Below are 13,594 nucleotides of genomic sequence, written 5' to 3' on the forward strand. Positions count from 1 at the left end.
CTCGCAGCATCCCTTAGTGATATCTCGTAGGAGAATTAAGTGGAGCTTCACGGTTAGCGTGTCGAGACTACGCTTATGACCCATGCCGCCCCGCCCTTCGGCCGCGCCCTCTGCGCCATGATCACGCCCTTCGACGAGGCCGGTGCCCTCGACCTCGACGGCGCGCAGACGCTCGCCGACCACCTGGTGACGGAGGGCTGCGACGGGCTCGTCCTGTCCGGCACGACGGGTGAGTCGCCGACCACCACGGACGCGGAGAAGTCCGCGCTGGTGAGGGCGGTGCGGGAGGCGGTGGACGGACGGGCCTCGGTGGTGGCGGGGGTGGGCACCTTCGACACCCGGCACACCGTGGAGCTGGCCCGCGCCGCCGAAGGGGCGGGAGCGGACGGGGTGCTGGTGGTCAGCCCGTACTACAGCAGGCCGCCGCAGGACGCGCTGGAGGCCCACTTCCGGGAGATCGCGGACGCCTGCGGACTGCCCGTCATGCTCTACGACATCCCGGGCCGCACCGGCACCCGCATCGAACCGGAGACCATGATCCGGCTCGCCGAGCACCCCCGGATCGTCGCGGTCAAGGACTGTTCCTACGACTTCCTCGGCGCCCAGAAGGTCCTGGACCGCACGGAGCTGGCCTACTACGCGGGCTGCGACGAGCACATCCTCGCCCTGTACGCGGTGGGCGGAGCGGGTTACGTCAGCACGGTGGCCAATGTGGTCCCGGGCCGGCTCCGGGCGATCCTCGACCTGTTCGAGGCGGGCGACACCCCCGTGTCCGCCCGCCTCCAGCAACGGGCCACGCCGCTGATCGAGGCGATGATGTCGGCGGGCCTGCCCGGCACGGTCACCGCCAAGGCCCTCCTCCACGCCCTCGGCCTGCCGGCGGGCCCGGTCCGCGCCCCGCTGCGGCCCGCCGACCGCAGGACGGCCGACGGGCTGCTGGCGGAGTACGAACGCCTCGTGGCCGCCTGATCAGGGCTGGGCGAAGAGCGGCTCCCAGCGTCCGGCGTCGTCGTCGCCCTCGCGGAAGCCGCTGAGCGGGACCTCCTTGTCGCTGCCGAGGGTGACCAGCACGAGCCTGTTGTGGAACTCGTTCCTGTCGCCCTTTCCGATGTCCCAGGCGATGAGCTGCTTGTCGCCCACCCAGGCGAGCAGTCGCTGTCCGCGGACCTCGGTGGGCGCACCGGTCCTGGCGTCGAAGACGAAGGAGGAGGTCTTCCACTTCCGACCCGCGAAGGGGCCGGCCACGAGCCTGCCGTCCGGGGACCTGCCCGCGTCGACGGACCACGTCAGGTACCGGTACCCCGCGGGCACGGCGACCTTCTTGCCCGAGAGGTCATAGAACACGTAGCCCGGTGCCGTGAAGCGGCCCTCCCAGACATATTTGCCGTCGTCGGTGAGGGCGAAGTCCTGGCGACTGTTGAGCATGGGGCGGCCCACCGGGTTCTTGGCGTCGCCCGTGAGCTTGATCTCGGTCCAGGCACCGTCCCCGGAGGCCACGTCGAGGACGAAGTAGCCGGTGCGGCTGAACGTCCGCGGCTGGTTCCAGTCGGGGTCGCCCTCGATCTTGACCAGCCGGTCTGGGTTCTGGTTGTACGTCGTCGCGACCAGCTTGCGGCCGTCGCGGGAGAAGGTGACCCCACCGACTCGGTGGTCGACCTCGATCCACCGCTCGACCCTGCCGCTGGTGAGATCGAGCAGGCCGATCCGGGCGGTCGGCAGGTCGCGTTCGAGGACGGCTGCGGTCTTCCCGCCGGGGGCGACAGCGACCCAGGACCAGTCCGCGGTCCTGGCGTACGTGCCGGTCTTCGGGTTCAGCAGGAAGTAGGTGCGCTCGAGGACGGCGGTGTCCGCGCTCTTCCTCACCGTCCTCGGGACGAAGTACCCGGCCAGCGTCGTCCCCCCGACGGAGATCCTCTCGCGCGGCGGCGACTGGTCGGGGTGGGACTCGACCTTCTTCGGGGTCACGATGCCGCCCGAGGGCCGTACGTCCTCCTTCCCGGAGTCCAGCAGCGGCACCGCCAGTCCGACGGCCACCACCACAGCGGTCACGGCGGCGGCCACGATCCTGCGGCTGCGGCGGCGGCGCCGGACGGCGAGCACCCGGTCGGCGAATCCCCCGGCCGCCGGGGGCTGTTCTGCGGCCTGCTCGCGCAGGGCGTCGCGCACCATGTCGTCGACGTTCACGGACGCACCTCCACGGGCGAGTAGTCACGGGCGGCGGACCGCTCGGCCTCCGCGGGCCCGAGGGCGGCCAGTTCGGGAGCCAGCCGGCGCAGCCGGGCCAGCGAACGGTGGGTGGTCGAGCGCACGGTGCCGACCGAGCAGCCCAGCAGCCGGGCCACGTCGGCCTCGGGCAGGTCCTCGAAGTAGCGCAGCACCAGGACGGTGCGCTGGCGCGCGGTGAGCCGGGACAGGGCCTCGCGCATCACGAGCCGCAGTTCGGCCGCGGCGGCGGTGTCGGCGCCGGGCTCGCCGGTGCCCGGCGGTTCGGGCGGCTCGGCGACGCTGACCTCCCGGCCGGGCCACTTCAGCCGCCAGCGGCTGACCTGCTGACGGTAGAGGACCTGCCGTACATAGGCCTCCGGCTCGTCGATCTTCTGCCAGCGACCGGCCGCCTTCACCAGGGCGTTCTGCAGCAGGTCCTCACCGGCGTGCCGGTCCCCTCCGCACAGCAGCACCGCGGTCCTCAGCAGGGCGGACGACCTGCTGTCCACGAAGTCCCGGAAACTCTCCAGCCCTTCGGCATTCATCGTCACCTTCTCTTCCCCGACGACGCCTGTGCGCCGCCCCTCCGCCCCTTGTGACGCGGGCGGGCGGCCACCGCTATGCCACCTCCACGAAAAAAGTCGCCGTGAAGGACATGCGTCCTCCACGGCGACTCACGTCACCCGGATCAGTTCCAGGAGTACCCGTCGCCGATCAGCAGCAGGTGCTCCAGGACGTCCTCCATCGGGTCGTCCACCTGGCCGATGTTGACCAGGCCGACCCGGGGGCCGTTGTGGGAGGCGGTGTTGGTCTCGTCGGCGTGTGCGCTGCCCGCGGGCAGCAGACACGTCACGGCCAGCACGGCCAGTCCGCCCTTCACGGCCCTCGTCCGTACGTTCCTCATCGCTCGGCCCCTCGTTCGTCGTCCCGGCATCTGATCGGACTCTGCGTCCACCCGTTCATCTGCCGAATCGCCCCCGAGGTCACGCCGAGCAACCCGTACGTGATCTTCGGGGGCTCAGTTGTGGCTGTGCAGGACGTCGTTGAGGCCGCCCCAGACCGCGTTGTTCGGGCGGGCCTCGACCGTGCCGGTGACCGAGTTGCGGCGGAAGAGGATGTTCGAGGCGCCGCTCAGCTCGCGGGCCTTGACGATCTGGCCGTCGGGCATGGTGACCCGGGTGCCGGCGGTGACGTAGAGGCCGGCCTCGACGACGCACTCGTCGCCGAGCGCGATGCCGACGCCCGCCTCGGCGCCGATCAGGCAGCGCTCGCCGATGGTGATGCGGACGTTGCCGCCGCCGGAGAGCGTGCCCATGGTGGAGGCGCCGCCGCCGATGTCCGAGCCGTCGCCGATCACGACACCGGCGGAGATCCGGCCCTCGACCATCGACGTGCCGAGCGTGCCCGCGTTGAAGTTGACGAAGCCCTCGTGCATCACGGTGGTGCCCGCGGCGAGGTGCGCGCCGAGGCGGACCCGGTCGGCGTCGGCGATGCGGACGCCCTTGGGGGCCACGTAGTCCGTCATGCGCGGGAACTTGTCGACGCTCGTCACCGCGAGGTGCAGGCCCTCGGCGCGGGCGTTGAGGCGCACCTTCTCGATGTCGTCGACGGCGACCGGGCCGAGCGAGGTCCAGGCGACGTTGGGCAGGAGACCGAAGATGCCGTCCAGGCTCAGGCCGTGCGGCCGGACCAGGCGGTGCGAGAGCAGGTGCAGCCGCAGGTAGGCGTCGTGGGTGTCGAGCGGCTTGTCGTCGAGGGAGGCGATGACCGTGCGGACCGCGATCACCTCGACGCCGCGGCGGGCGTCCGGGCCGACGGCCTTGGCGGCGCCGTCGCCGAGCAGTTCCACGGCCCGGTCGGCGGAGAGCCGCTCGGTGCCGGCCGGGCCGGGTTCGGCGGAGAGCTCGGGAGCGGGGAACCAGGTGTCGAGAACGGTTCCGTCGGCGGCGACGGTGGCGAGGCCTGCGGCGATGGCGCCGGTGGTGCGCGGAGCAGTCGTGTCGGTCATGAGGGAAACCTAACCGGCACAGGCCGCGGGACGCGAACCCGTACACGGGACGTCTCGGGTGATGGGCGAACCCGGCGCGGGGCGCGAGACACGGACCCGTGCGCAGGCTCGGGTGATGGGCGGCCGCACTCCCCCGCAGCACGTGCGCACCCCGGCCGGCCGCCGTCGCCGCGTGAAACACGAACCCGTGCGCAGGCTCGGGTGATGGGCGGCCCCGGCGCGGGGCGTGAAACGTGAACCCGTACGGCGAGACGTCTCGGGCGATGGGCGGCCCCGACACGGGACGTGAAACGCCAACCCATGCACAGCGCGTCTCGGGTGATGGGCGGCCCCGGCGCGGGGCGTGAAACACGCACCCGTGCGCGAGACGTCCCGGGTAATGGGCGGCCCCGACACGGGGCGCGGGACACGAACCCATGCACAGCGCGTGTGGGCAATGCACGGCCCCGGCACGGGACGTGAAACGCCAACCCGTGCGACCTCTCGGTTGGTGGGTTGCCGCACTCCCCGCGGCGCGTGCGCACCCCGGCCGGCCGCCGTCGCCGCCCGCCCCGGGCCGGCCGGAGGCGAGCCGGCCTCGCCTACGTCTCCTGCGGGATCACCCGCGCCAACACCTCCCGCGCGTAGTCCTCGTCGTACGGCGCCCCCGTCAGCAGCACCTGGAGACAGATCCCGTCCATCAGCGCGACCAGCGCTCGTGCCGTGACCCGGTCCGTACGGCGGCTGAGGCCCTCGGCGAGCTCGTCGGCCCATTCGGCGGCGACCGGACGCAGGGCCGGGCGACGCAGGGCGGCGAGGTAGAGCTCGTACTCCAGCTCGACGCCGGTGCGGTCGCCGGCGAGCCAGTCGCCGAGGACGCGGGCGAGGCCGGCGGCCAGGTCACCGCCCGGGTCGTCCAGGACGCCGTGCGCCGCGACCGCCTTGGCGAAGCCCTCGCTGGCCTGGCGCAACGCGGCGACCATCAGCTCGTCGAGGCTCTGGAAGTGGTACGTCGTCGACCCGAGCGGTACGTCGGCCTCGGCGGCGGCGCTGCGGTGGCTCAGCCCGGCGAGCCCCTTCGCCCCGACGACCCGGATGGCCGCGTCGATGATCCGCTGCCGGCGCTCGGGGTCGTGCCTGCGGGCCATCAGTGCGCCCCGCCTAGGTTCAGCACCACGACACCCACGATGATCAGCGCGATCCCGGCGGCTTTGGTGGCCGTCATGCCCTCCCCGAGGAAGACCATCCCGATGGTGGCGATGGCCGCGGTGCCCGCACCGGCCCAGATCGCGTAGGCGGTGCCGACCGACACCGTCTTCAGCGTCTGGGCGAGCAGCAGGAAGGACAGGACGTATCCGAGCACGGTCAGCAGCGAGGGCCCGAGCCGGCTGAAGCCCTCTGTGTACTTCATGGCCGTGGTCGCTCCGACCTCGGCGGCGATGGCTCCGGCGAGCAGCAGGTATCCCATGTGTACGAGCGTACATAACGGCCGCCCCACGGGACGGCCCCGTGGCCGCCGCGTCACCAGGCCCACCCCCGGGCCACGGCGTCCGCAGTTCCCCGCTCCCGGTGATCCAGGACAAGGCGGTGCAGACGTGACCACCCGCTCCACGGCCGCCGCCGGAGGAGACGAAGCCGTCATCCCACCGCGCCGGAATTGTGGAAACCAGCCGCTTCAAAGGGCTGCTCACAACCCCCGGTAACCACTACTGTTCCCTCCGGAACCACTTGTGGTTCACCTTTCACATACCGCGCCACCACAGCAGCGGCACGTCGCCTCGCGCCGCGCCGGAGGAACAGCGCATGCCCGAAGACAAGTCCCGGCCGCCTCAGGACCGCCCCTGGGAGAACGGCTGGACGTTGGACACCTCCCGCACACCAGGCACCCGACGGCTCTATCTCGCCGGGGCGCTGGCGGTGGCCACGATCGTCGCCTGTGTGGCGGTGATAGCCGCGACGGACCACCCGGCCGATGAGCCGTCGAGGACCGCGCGGGCCGAGGGGTCCGGCCTGATCTCGTTCTCCTCGCAGCCCGCGACGACCGTCGCCCCGCGCGGCGACAGCGGCCTCTCGTCGGTGTCCCCCACCCCCGGCAGCCCCCGGCAGCAGGGCGCCGACCCCACCGTCACGGTCACGGCGAGTCCGAAGCCGCCCAAGTCCACGGCGACCAGGGCGAGTTCGTCGAAGCCGCGGCCCCCCGCGGCCTACCGCTCGGTCCGCTCGGTCAACTACCCCGACCGCTACTGGCACGTGGACGACGGCTATGTGGGCCTGGACCCGGTCAGCGGTGCCCAGGCCCGCGAGGACGCCACCTTCAAGCAGGTCAAGGGCCTGGCGGACGGCTCCTGTTACTCGTTCGCCACCCAGGACGGCCGATACCTGCGCCACCGCTCCTTCGTCCTGCGGGCCGACCGCGACGACGGCTCCTCCCTCTTCGAGCAGGACGCGACGTTCTGCCCCCGGGACGCCGCCTACTCGGGCGCCAAGATGCTGGAGTCGGTGAACTACCCCGGCTCCTTCCTCCGCCACAGGAACTTCGTGATCCGTCTGGAGCGCTTCGAGTACGACTCGCAGTACCTGTCGGACTCGTCGTTCCAGCTCGTGGGCGGCCTGGCCTGAGCCGCGTCCGGACACACGGAAGCGGCGGCACCCGAAGGTGCCGCCGCTTTGCCGTCCGCACGTCTCTCAGACGTTGAACCCGAGCGCCCGCAACTGCTCGCGTCCGTCGTCCGTGATCTTGTCCGGGCCCCACGGCGGCATCCACACCCAGTTGATGCGCAGCTCGCTGACGAGGCCGTCCGTGGCGGACTTGGCCTGGTCCTCGATGACGTCGGTCAGCGGACAGGCCGCCGAGGTCAGGGTCATGTCGAGGGTCGCGATGTTCGCGTCGTCGATGTGGATGCCGTAGATCAGGCCCAGGTTGACGACGTCGATGCCCAGTTCGGGGTCGACGACGTCGTACAGCGCCTCGCGGATCTCTTCCTCCGAGGCCGGCTTCATCTCAACGGTCTCGCTCATGCCGTCTTCCTTTCGGCGTCGGCTCCGGCGTCCATCGCCTGGGCCGTCGCGTCCTTCCACGCCATCCAGCTGAGGAGGGCGCACTTGACCCGGGCCGGGTACTTGGAGACACCGGCGAACGCGACCGCGTCCTCCAGCACCTCCTCCATCGCGTCGTCCGGCTCGATCCGGCCCTTGGACTGCATCAGCTCCAGGAAGGTCTCCTGGATCCGCTGCGCCTGGGCCAGGTCCTTGCCGACCAGCAGGTCGTTCAGGACGGACGCGCTGGCCTGGCTGATCGAGCAGCCCTGCCCCTCGTAGGAGACGTCCTCGATCCTCGTGCCGTCGTACTTCACGCGGAGGGTGATCTCGTCGCCGCACGTCGGGTTCACGTGGTGCACCTCGGCGTCGCCATCCCTCAGACCACGCCCGTGCGGGTGCTTGTAGTGGTCCAGGATGACTTCCTGGTACATCGAGTCCAGCTTCATGCGATAGCCCGTTCCCGTCAGCCGAAGAAGTTCCGTACGTGCTCCAGGCCCTCGATCAGTGCGTCGATCTCGGCCGGAGTGGAGTACAGATAGAACGACGCTCGCGTGGTCGCGGGAATTCCGTACCGCAGGCAGACCGGCCGCGCGCAGTGGTGGCCGACCCGGACCGCGATGCCCTGCTCGTCGAGGACCTGGCCCACGTCGTGCGGGTGGATGTCGCCGAGCGTGAAGGAGATCGCCGCGCCCCGGTCCTCGGCCGTGGCCGGGCCGATGATCCTGAGGTCGGGGACCTCCGTGAGGCGCTTCACCGCGTACTCGGTGATCGCGTGCTCATGGGCGAGGATCTTGTCCATGCCGATCGAGTTCAGGTAGTCGATCGCCGCGCCCAGACCGACCGCCTGCGCGATCGGCGGGGTGCCCGCCTCGAACTTGTGCGGCGCGGGAGCGTACGTCGACGAGTGCATCGACACGGTCTCGATCATCTCGCCGCCGCCGAGGAACGGGGGCAGGTCCTCAAGGAGTTCCTGCCGGCCCCAGAGCACGCCGATGCCCGTCGGGCCGCACATCTTGTGGCCGGTGAAGGCCACGAAGTCGGCCTGGAGCGCCTGCACGTCCACCGGCATGTGCGGGGCGGCCTGCGAGGCGTCGATGCAGACCAGCGCGCCGACCTCCTGCGCGCGGCGGATGATCGCCTCGACCGGGTTGACCGTACCCAGGATGTTGGAGACCAGCACGAAGGAGACGATCTTCGTCTTCTCCGTGATGACCTCGTCGATGTTGGAGAGGTCGAGTCGGCCGTCGTCGGTCAGCCCGAACCACTTCAGCTTCGCACCCGTGCGCTGCGCGAGCAGCTGCCACGGCACGATGTTGGAGTGGTGCTCCATCTCCGTGATGACGATCTCGGTCTCGGAGTCCACGCGGTAGGGCTCGTCGGCCCAGCCCAGCATGTTGGCCACGAGGTTGAGCGACTCGGAGGCGTTCTTGGTGAAGATCACCTCGTCGCGCGAGGGCGCGTTGATGAACTCGGCGACCTTGTCGCGCGCGCCCTCGTACAGCGCCGTGGCCTCCTCGGCGAGCACATGCACACCGCGGTGGACGTTGGCGTTGTAGCGCTCGTAGTACTCGCTCAGGGCGTCCAGTACCTGGCGCGGCTTCTGCGAGGTCGCCGCGTTGTCCAGGTACACGAGCTTCCGGTCGTCGTGGACCAGACGGTCCAGGATCGGGAAGTCCTTGCGGATCGCCTCGGTGTCGAGGAGGCCCGGCAGCTGTGTCACGCGGATACGCCACCCTTCGTGTATGCCTCGTAGCCCTCGTTCTCCAGCTTGTCGGCGAGCTCGGCGCCGCCGGACTCGACGATCCGGCCACCGGAGAAGACGTGGACGAAGTCGGGCTTGATGTAGCGCAGGATGCGCGTGTAGTGCGTGATCAGCAGGGTGCCGACCTCGCCGGTCTCGCGGACGCGGTTGACGCCCTCGGAGACGACCCGCAGCGCGTCGACGTCGAGGCCGGAGTCCGTCTCGTCGAGGATCGCGATCTTCGGCTTGAGCAGTTCGAGCTGGAGGATCTCGTGGCGCTTCTTCTCGCCGCCGGAGAAGCCCTCGTTGACGTTGCGCTCGGCGAAGGAGGAGTCCATGTGGAGGCGCTCCATGGCCTCCTTGACCTCCTTCACCCAGGTGCGCAGCTTGGGGGCCTCGCCGCGGATGGCGGTGGCGGAGGTGCGCAGGAAGTTCGACACGGAGACACCCGGGACCTCGACCGGGTACTGCATCGCGAGGAACAGGCCGGCGCGGGCGCGCTCGTCGACCTCCATCTCCAGGACGTCCTCGCCGTCTAGGGTGACGGTGCCGCCGGTGATCGTGTACTTGGGGTGACCCGCGAGGGAGTAGGCGAGCGTCGACTTGCCGGAGCCGTTGGGGCCCATGATGGCGTGCGTCTCGCCCTGCTTCACGGTCAGGTCGACACCCTTGAGGATCTCCTTCGTGGCGTTGTCGGCCTCGACGGTGACGTGCAGGTCTCGGATTTCAAGCGTTGCCATGGGTGCCTCAGGACTCCTGGGTGAGGGAGACGAGCACGTCGTCCCCTTCGATCTTTACGGGGTATACGGGGACGGGGCGTGTCGCGGGAAGGCCGGACGGTTTGCCGGTGCGCAGGTCGAAGCTGGAGCCGTGCAGCCAGCACTCGATCTGGCAGTCCTCCACCTCGCCCTCGGAGAGCGAGACGTTGGCGTGGGAGCAGATGTCGTGGATGGCGAACACCTCCCCCTCGGTCCGCACGACCGAGACCGGCGTGCCGTCGAGTTCCACCCGCTTCGGGGTGTCCTCCTCCAGCTCGCTCAGCCCGCAGGCGCGTACGAAGGCGGCCATCAGACGGTGGCCTCCAGCTCCTCGTCGATCTTCACGAGAAGGCGCTCCTCGATGTCGTCGACACCGATCTGCTGGACCAGTTCGGCGAAGAAGCCGCGGACCACCAGACGCCGGGCCTCGTCGGCGGGGATGCCGCGGGCCATCAGGTAGAAGAGCTGCTCGTCGTCGAAGCGGCCGGTCGCGGAGGCGTGGCCGGCGCCGACGATCTCGCCGGTCTCGATCTCCAGGTTCGGCACGGAGTCGACCCGGGCGCCGTCGGTGAGGACGAGGTTCCGGTTCATCTCGTAGGTGTCGGTGCCCTCGGCCTTGGCCTCGATGAGCACGTCGCCGATCCACACGGCGTGCGCCGCGTCGCCCTGGAGCGCGCCCTTGTAGACGACGTTGGACTTGCAGTGCGGGGTGTTGTGGTCGACCAGGAGGCGGTGCTCCTGGTGCTGGCCCTGGTCCGTGAAGTACAGCCCGAACAGCTCGGCCTCGCCGCCGGTGCCGGCGTAGGACACGCGCGGGTGCAGCCGTACGAGATCGCCGCCGAAGGTGACGACGACCGACTTGAAGGACGCGTCCCGGCCGACCAGCGCGTTGTGCTGGGCCACGTGCACGGCCTTGTCGTCCCAGTCCTGGACGGAGACGACGGTCAGCTTGGCGCCGTCGCCCAGGATGTAGTCGACGTTGGCGGCGAGCACCGCGTCACCGGTGTGGTCGATGACGACGACGGCCTCGGCGAAGGCTCCGAGCTCGATGACCTGGTGGCCGAAGCGGACCCCGCCCTCGCCGTGCACGGCGATGCGGATCGGCTCGGTGAGGACCGTCTCCTTGGGGACGGTGACCACGCCGGCCTTCTCGAACGACGAGTACGCCTGGGCGGCGACGCGGTCCACCGGGGTGCCCGCCCTGCCGATCCGGGCGTCGTCACGGCCGACGGTCTCGACGGTGACGCCCTCGGGGGCCTGCACGTCCACCGTCACGCCCGCGCCGGTGGCGACCGCGGTGCCGTCGTGCAGCCCGCGCAGGCGCTCCAGCGGGGTGAACCGCCACTCCTCCTCGCGGCCGTGCGGGACCGGGAAGTCCGCGACGTCGAAGGACGGGGGCGCGCTCATGCGCGTGGCGACGGTCGACTCGGCGGCCACCGCGATCTGGCCCGCGGTGGTGGAGCCCACGGGGATGTTCTGAGCCTCAGCCATGGCTGTCGGTCTGCTCTCTTCCTACGTCAAGAAATCTTCGGGCTTCAGGAGGCGGGTCAGCCGACCGCGCCTTCCATCTGCAGCTCGATCAGCCGGTTGAGTTCGAGGGCGTACTCCATCGGCAGCTCCTTCGCGATGGGCTCGACGAAGCCGCGCACGATCATGGCCATCGCCTCGAACTCGGAGAGACCACGGCTCATCAGGTAGAAGAGCTGGTCCTCGGAGACCTTGGAGACGGTCGCCTCGTGGCCCATGGACACGTCGTCCTCGCGGACGTCCACGTAGGGGTACGTGTCGGAGCGGGAGATGGTGTCGACGAGCAGCGCGTCGCACAGCACGTTCGACTTGGAGCCGTGCGCGCCCTCGCCGATCTCGACGAGACCGCGGTAGGACGTACGGCCGCCGCCGCGAGCCACCGACTTGGAGACGATGTTGGAGGAGGTGTTCGGCGCCATGTGGACCATCTTGGAGCCGGCGTCCTGGTGCTGGCCCTCGCCCGCGAAGGCGATGGACAGGGTCTCGCCCTTGGCGTGCTCACCCATCAGGTAGACGGCCGGGTACTTCATGGTGACCTTGGAGCCGATGTTGCCGTCGATCCACTCCATGGTCGCGCCCTCGTACGCCACGGCGCGCTTGGTGACCAGGTTGTAGACGTTGTTCGACCAGTTCTGGATGGTCGTGTAGCGGCAGCGGGCGCCCTTCTTCACGATGATCTCGACGACCGCGGAGTGCAGGGAGTCCGACTTGTAGATCGGGGCCGTGCAGCCCTCGACGTAGTGGACGTAGGCGTCCTCGTCGACGATGATCAGCGTCCGCTCGAACTGGCCCATGTTCTCGGTGTTGATCCGGAAGTAGGCCTGGAGCGGGATCTCCACGTGCACGCCCTTCGGCACGTAGATGAAGGAACCGCCGGACCACACCGCGGTGTTCAGCGACGCGAACTTGTTGTCGCCGACCGGGATGACGGTGCCGAAGTACTCCTTGAAGAGCTCGGGGTGCTCCTTCAGGGCGGTGTCGGTGTCGAGGAAGATGACGCCCTGCTCCTCCAGGTCCTCGCGGATCTGGTGGTAGACGACCTCGGACTCGTACTGGGCCGCGACACCGGCGACGAGGCGCTGCTTCTCCGCCTCGGGGATGCCGAGCTTGTCGTACGTGTTCTTGATGTCCTCGGGCAGGTCCTCCCAGGACTCCGCCTGCTTCTCCGTGGAGCGCACGAAGTACTTGATGTTGTCGAAGTCGATGCCCGACAGGTCCGAGCCCCAGTTCGGCATGGGCTTCTTGTCGAAGAGGCGCAGACCCTTGAGCCGGAGCTTGGTCATCCACTCCGGCTCGTTCTTCTTCGCGGAGATGTCGCGCACGACTTCCTCGCTCAGACCGCGCTTCGCAGAGGCGCCGGCTTCGTCGGAGTCGGCCCAGCCGTATTCGTACTTGCCCAGGCCCTCGAGCTCAGGGTGGGCAGTCTCCGTGGGGAGAGTCATGCGGGGTTCCTCCCGGCCGTGCTTGCAGATGCGTGATGAGTGGTGTGGGAAATCTTGGGGATGAACGTCGTGCAGACGCCGTCGCCGTGCGCGATGGTCGCCAGTCGCTGGACATGGGTTCCCAGCAGCTGGGAGAAGATCTCGGTCTCCGCCTCACAGAGCTGGGGGAACTTCTCCGCGACGTGGGCCACCGGGCAGTGGTGCTGGCAGAGCTGCTCGCCGACCGGTGCGCTGCGCGCCGTAGCAGCGTACCCGTCCGCGCTCAGGGCCTTGGCCAGGGCTTCGGTGCGCTCCTCGGGGGCGGCGGACTCGACGGCCTTGCGGTAGACCTCGGCCTGCGCGGCGATCCTCGCGCGCGCGAAGGCGACGACCGCCTCGTCCCCGCCGAAGCGCTCCTGGATCCAGCGCAGGGCGTCCGCGGCGAGCTTGTCGTAGGACTGGTCGAAGGCGTCCCGGCCGCAGTCGGTGAGCGCGAAGACCTTGGCGGGACGGCCGCGCGTCCGCGCGCCGTAGACCCGCTGCTCGCGCGCCTCGACCACCTCGTCGGCCACCAGCGCGTCCAGGTGGCGTCGTACGGCCGCCTGGGTGAGCCCCAGCCGTCCGGCCAGCTCGGCGACGGTCGACGGGCCGTGGTCCAGGATGGATCGCGCGACGCGGTTGCGGGTGGACCGCTCACCGGTCGCGAGCTCCTCCTGAGGGGCCCCCGTGGGGGTCTCCCGAGCCTCGCCGACGTTTTTCACAACGCCATTGTTGCGTAATTCCTCAGGACCGGGCAAGCCGCGTCCGCTCCGACGGACGGTGCCCTGCGTCACTTAGGCACCCCTAACCTGACCTGGGAAAACGATCTTTGATCGATCAAACCGGTGGCGTCCGGTGGTCCTGTCAGGGACACTCC

Annotated in this window: 16 protein-coding genes; 2 read left to right on the forward strand and 14 right to left on the reverse strand. The window is 69.9% G+C overall.

The features are described 5' to 3' along the window. Window positions 1-75 precede the first annotated feature (75 nt). A complete protein-coding gene (gene dapA, locus ACIQJT_RS13230; RefSeq protein ID WP_365462336.1) occupies window positions 76-969 on the forward strand; it encodes a 4-hydroxy-tetrahydrodipicolinate synthase in 894 nt (297 codons plus the stop codon). On the opposite strand, the gene ACIQJT_RS13235 is transcribed toward dapA, so the two are convergent. From ACIQJT_RS13235 to ACIQJT_RS13260, 6 genes are all read right to left on the reverse strand, one after another. Then, window positions 970-2,184 (reverse strand): WD40 repeat domain-containing protein, encoded by a 1,215-nt coding sequence (locus ACIQJT_RS13235; protein WP_402642871.1) that lies wholly within the window; start codon window positions 2,182-2,184, stop codon window positions 970-972. It lies immediately after the preceding gene. Continuing rightward, window positions 2,181-2,750 (reverse strand): SigE family RNA polymerase sigma factor, encoded by a 570-nt coding sequence (locus ACIQJT_RS13240; protein ID WP_365462340.1) that lies wholly within the window; start codon window positions 2,748-2,750, stop codon window positions 2,181-2,183. The genes ACIQJT_RS13235 and ACIQJT_RS13240 overlap by 4 nt, the downstream gene beginning before the upstream one ends. 143 nt (window positions 2,751-2,893) lie before the next feature. Further along, window positions 2,894-3,109: a hypothetical protein gene (locus ACIQJT_RS13245; protein ID WP_402642873.1), complete on the reverse strand. Its 216-nt coding sequence runs from the start codon at window positions 3,107-3,109 to the stop codon at window positions 2,894-2,896. A gap of 114 nt (window positions 3,110-3,223) precedes the next feature. Then, window positions 3,224-4,213: a 2,3,4,5-tetrahydropyridine-2,6-dicarboxylate N-succinyltransferase gene (gene dapD / locus ACIQJT_RS13250; protein ID WP_365462344.1), complete on the reverse strand. Its 990-nt coding sequence runs from the start codon at window positions 4,211-4,213 to the stop codon at window positions 3,224-3,226. A gap of 581 nt (window positions 4,214-4,794) precedes the next feature. Beyond that, the gene (locus ACIQJT_RS13255) at window positions 4,795-5,340 is read right to left on the reverse strand and encodes a TetR/AcrR family transcriptional regulator (protein WP_402642876.1); all 546 of its coding nucleotides are present in this window, start codon (window positions 5,338-5,340) and stop codon (window positions 4,795-4,797) included. Then, entirely contained in the window at window positions 5,340-5,660 is a 321-nt protein-coding gene (locus ACIQJT_RS13260; RefSeq protein ID WP_402642878.1) for a DMT family transporter, read from the reverse strand. The genes ACIQJT_RS13255 and ACIQJT_RS13260 overlap by 1 nt, the downstream gene beginning before the upstream one ends. Before the next feature lie 335 nt (window positions 5,661-5,995). On the opposite strand from ACIQJT_RS13260, the gene ACIQJT_RS13265 reads away from it, so the two are divergent. Continuing rightward, window positions 5,996-6,811, forward strand: coding sequence for an AbfB domain-containing protein (locus ACIQJT_RS13265; protein ID WP_402642881.1), 816 nt, complete (start codon window positions 5,996-5,998; stop codon window positions 6,809-6,811). Window positions 6,812-6,877: 66 nt separating this feature from the next. On the opposite strand, the gene ACIQJT_RS13270 is transcribed toward ACIQJT_RS13265, so the two are convergent. Genes ACIQJT_RS13270 through ACIQJT_RS13305 form a run of 8 tightly spaced genes read right to left on the reverse strand, consistent with a single transcriptional unit; the run spans window position 6,878 to window position 13,439 of the window. Then, the gene (locus ACIQJT_RS13270; RefSeq protein ID WP_037708299.1) at window positions 6,878-7,210 is read right to left on the reverse strand and encodes a metal-sulfur cluster assembly factor; all 333 of its coding nucleotides are present in this window, start codon (window positions 7,208-7,210) and stop codon (window positions 6,878-6,880) included. After that, window positions 7,207-7,677 carry a Fe-S cluster assembly sulfur transfer protein SufU gene (gene sufU / locus ACIQJT_RS13275; RefSeq protein ID WP_053847449.1) on the reverse strand — a complete coding sequence of 157 codons (471 nt, stop codon included), beginning with the start codon at window positions 7,675-7,677 and terminating at the stop codon, window positions 7,207-7,209. Before sufU ends, ACIQJT_RS13270 begins: the two co-directional genes overlap by 4 nt. Window positions 7,678-7,694: 17 nt before the next feature. Further along, the gene (locus tag ACIQJT_RS13280) at window positions 7,695-8,951 is read right to left on the reverse strand and encodes a cysteine desulfurase (RefSeq protein ID WP_402642884.1); all 1,257 of its coding nucleotides are present in this window, start codon (window positions 8,949-8,951) and stop codon (window positions 7,695-7,697) included. Beyond that, complete coding sequence (gene sufC, locus ACIQJT_RS13285; protein ID WP_359029635.1) at window positions 8,948-9,712, reverse strand: Fe-S cluster assembly ATPase SufC; 765 nt, start codon at window positions 9,710-9,712, stop codon at window positions 8,948-8,950. Before sufC ends, ACIQJT_RS13280 begins: the two co-directional genes overlap by 4 nt. A 7-nt stretch (window positions 9,713-9,719) precedes the next feature. Continuing rightward, the gene (locus ACIQJT_RS13290; protein ID WP_053847446.1) at window positions 9,720-10,040 is read right to left on the reverse strand and encodes a non-heme iron oxygenase ferredoxin subunit; all 321 of its coding nucleotides are present in this window, start codon (window positions 10,038-10,040) and stop codon (window positions 9,720-9,722) included. Beyond that, window positions 10,040-11,221 carry a Fe-S cluster assembly protein SufD gene (gene sufD / locus ACIQJT_RS13295; RefSeq protein WP_365462354.1) on the reverse strand — a complete coding sequence of 394 codons (1,182 nt, stop codon included), beginning with the start codon at window positions 11,219-11,221 and terminating at the stop codon, window positions 10,040-10,042. Before sufD ends, ACIQJT_RS13290 begins: the two co-directional genes overlap by 1 nt. A gap of 56 nt (window positions 11,222-11,277) precedes the next feature. After that, window positions 11,278-12,699, reverse strand: coding sequence for a Fe-S cluster assembly protein SufB (gene sufB, locus ACIQJT_RS13300; protein ID WP_280852203.1), 1,422 nt, complete (start codon window positions 12,697-12,699; stop codon window positions 11,278-11,280). Further along, window positions 12,696-13,439 (reverse strand): metalloregulator ArsR/SmtB family transcription factor, encoded by a 744-nt coding sequence (locus ACIQJT_RS13305; RefSeq protein WP_053847443.1) that lies wholly within the window; start codon window positions 13,437-13,439, stop codon window positions 12,696-12,698. The genes sufB and ACIQJT_RS13305 overlap by 4 nt, the downstream gene beginning before the upstream one ends. Window positions 13,440-13,594 lie beyond the last annotated feature (155 nt).

Source organism: Streptomyces sp. NPDC091972 (assembly GCF_044756385.1).
Taxonomy (GTDB): domain Bacteria; phylum Actinomycetota; class Actinomycetes; order Streptomycetales; family Streptomycetaceae; genus Streptomyces.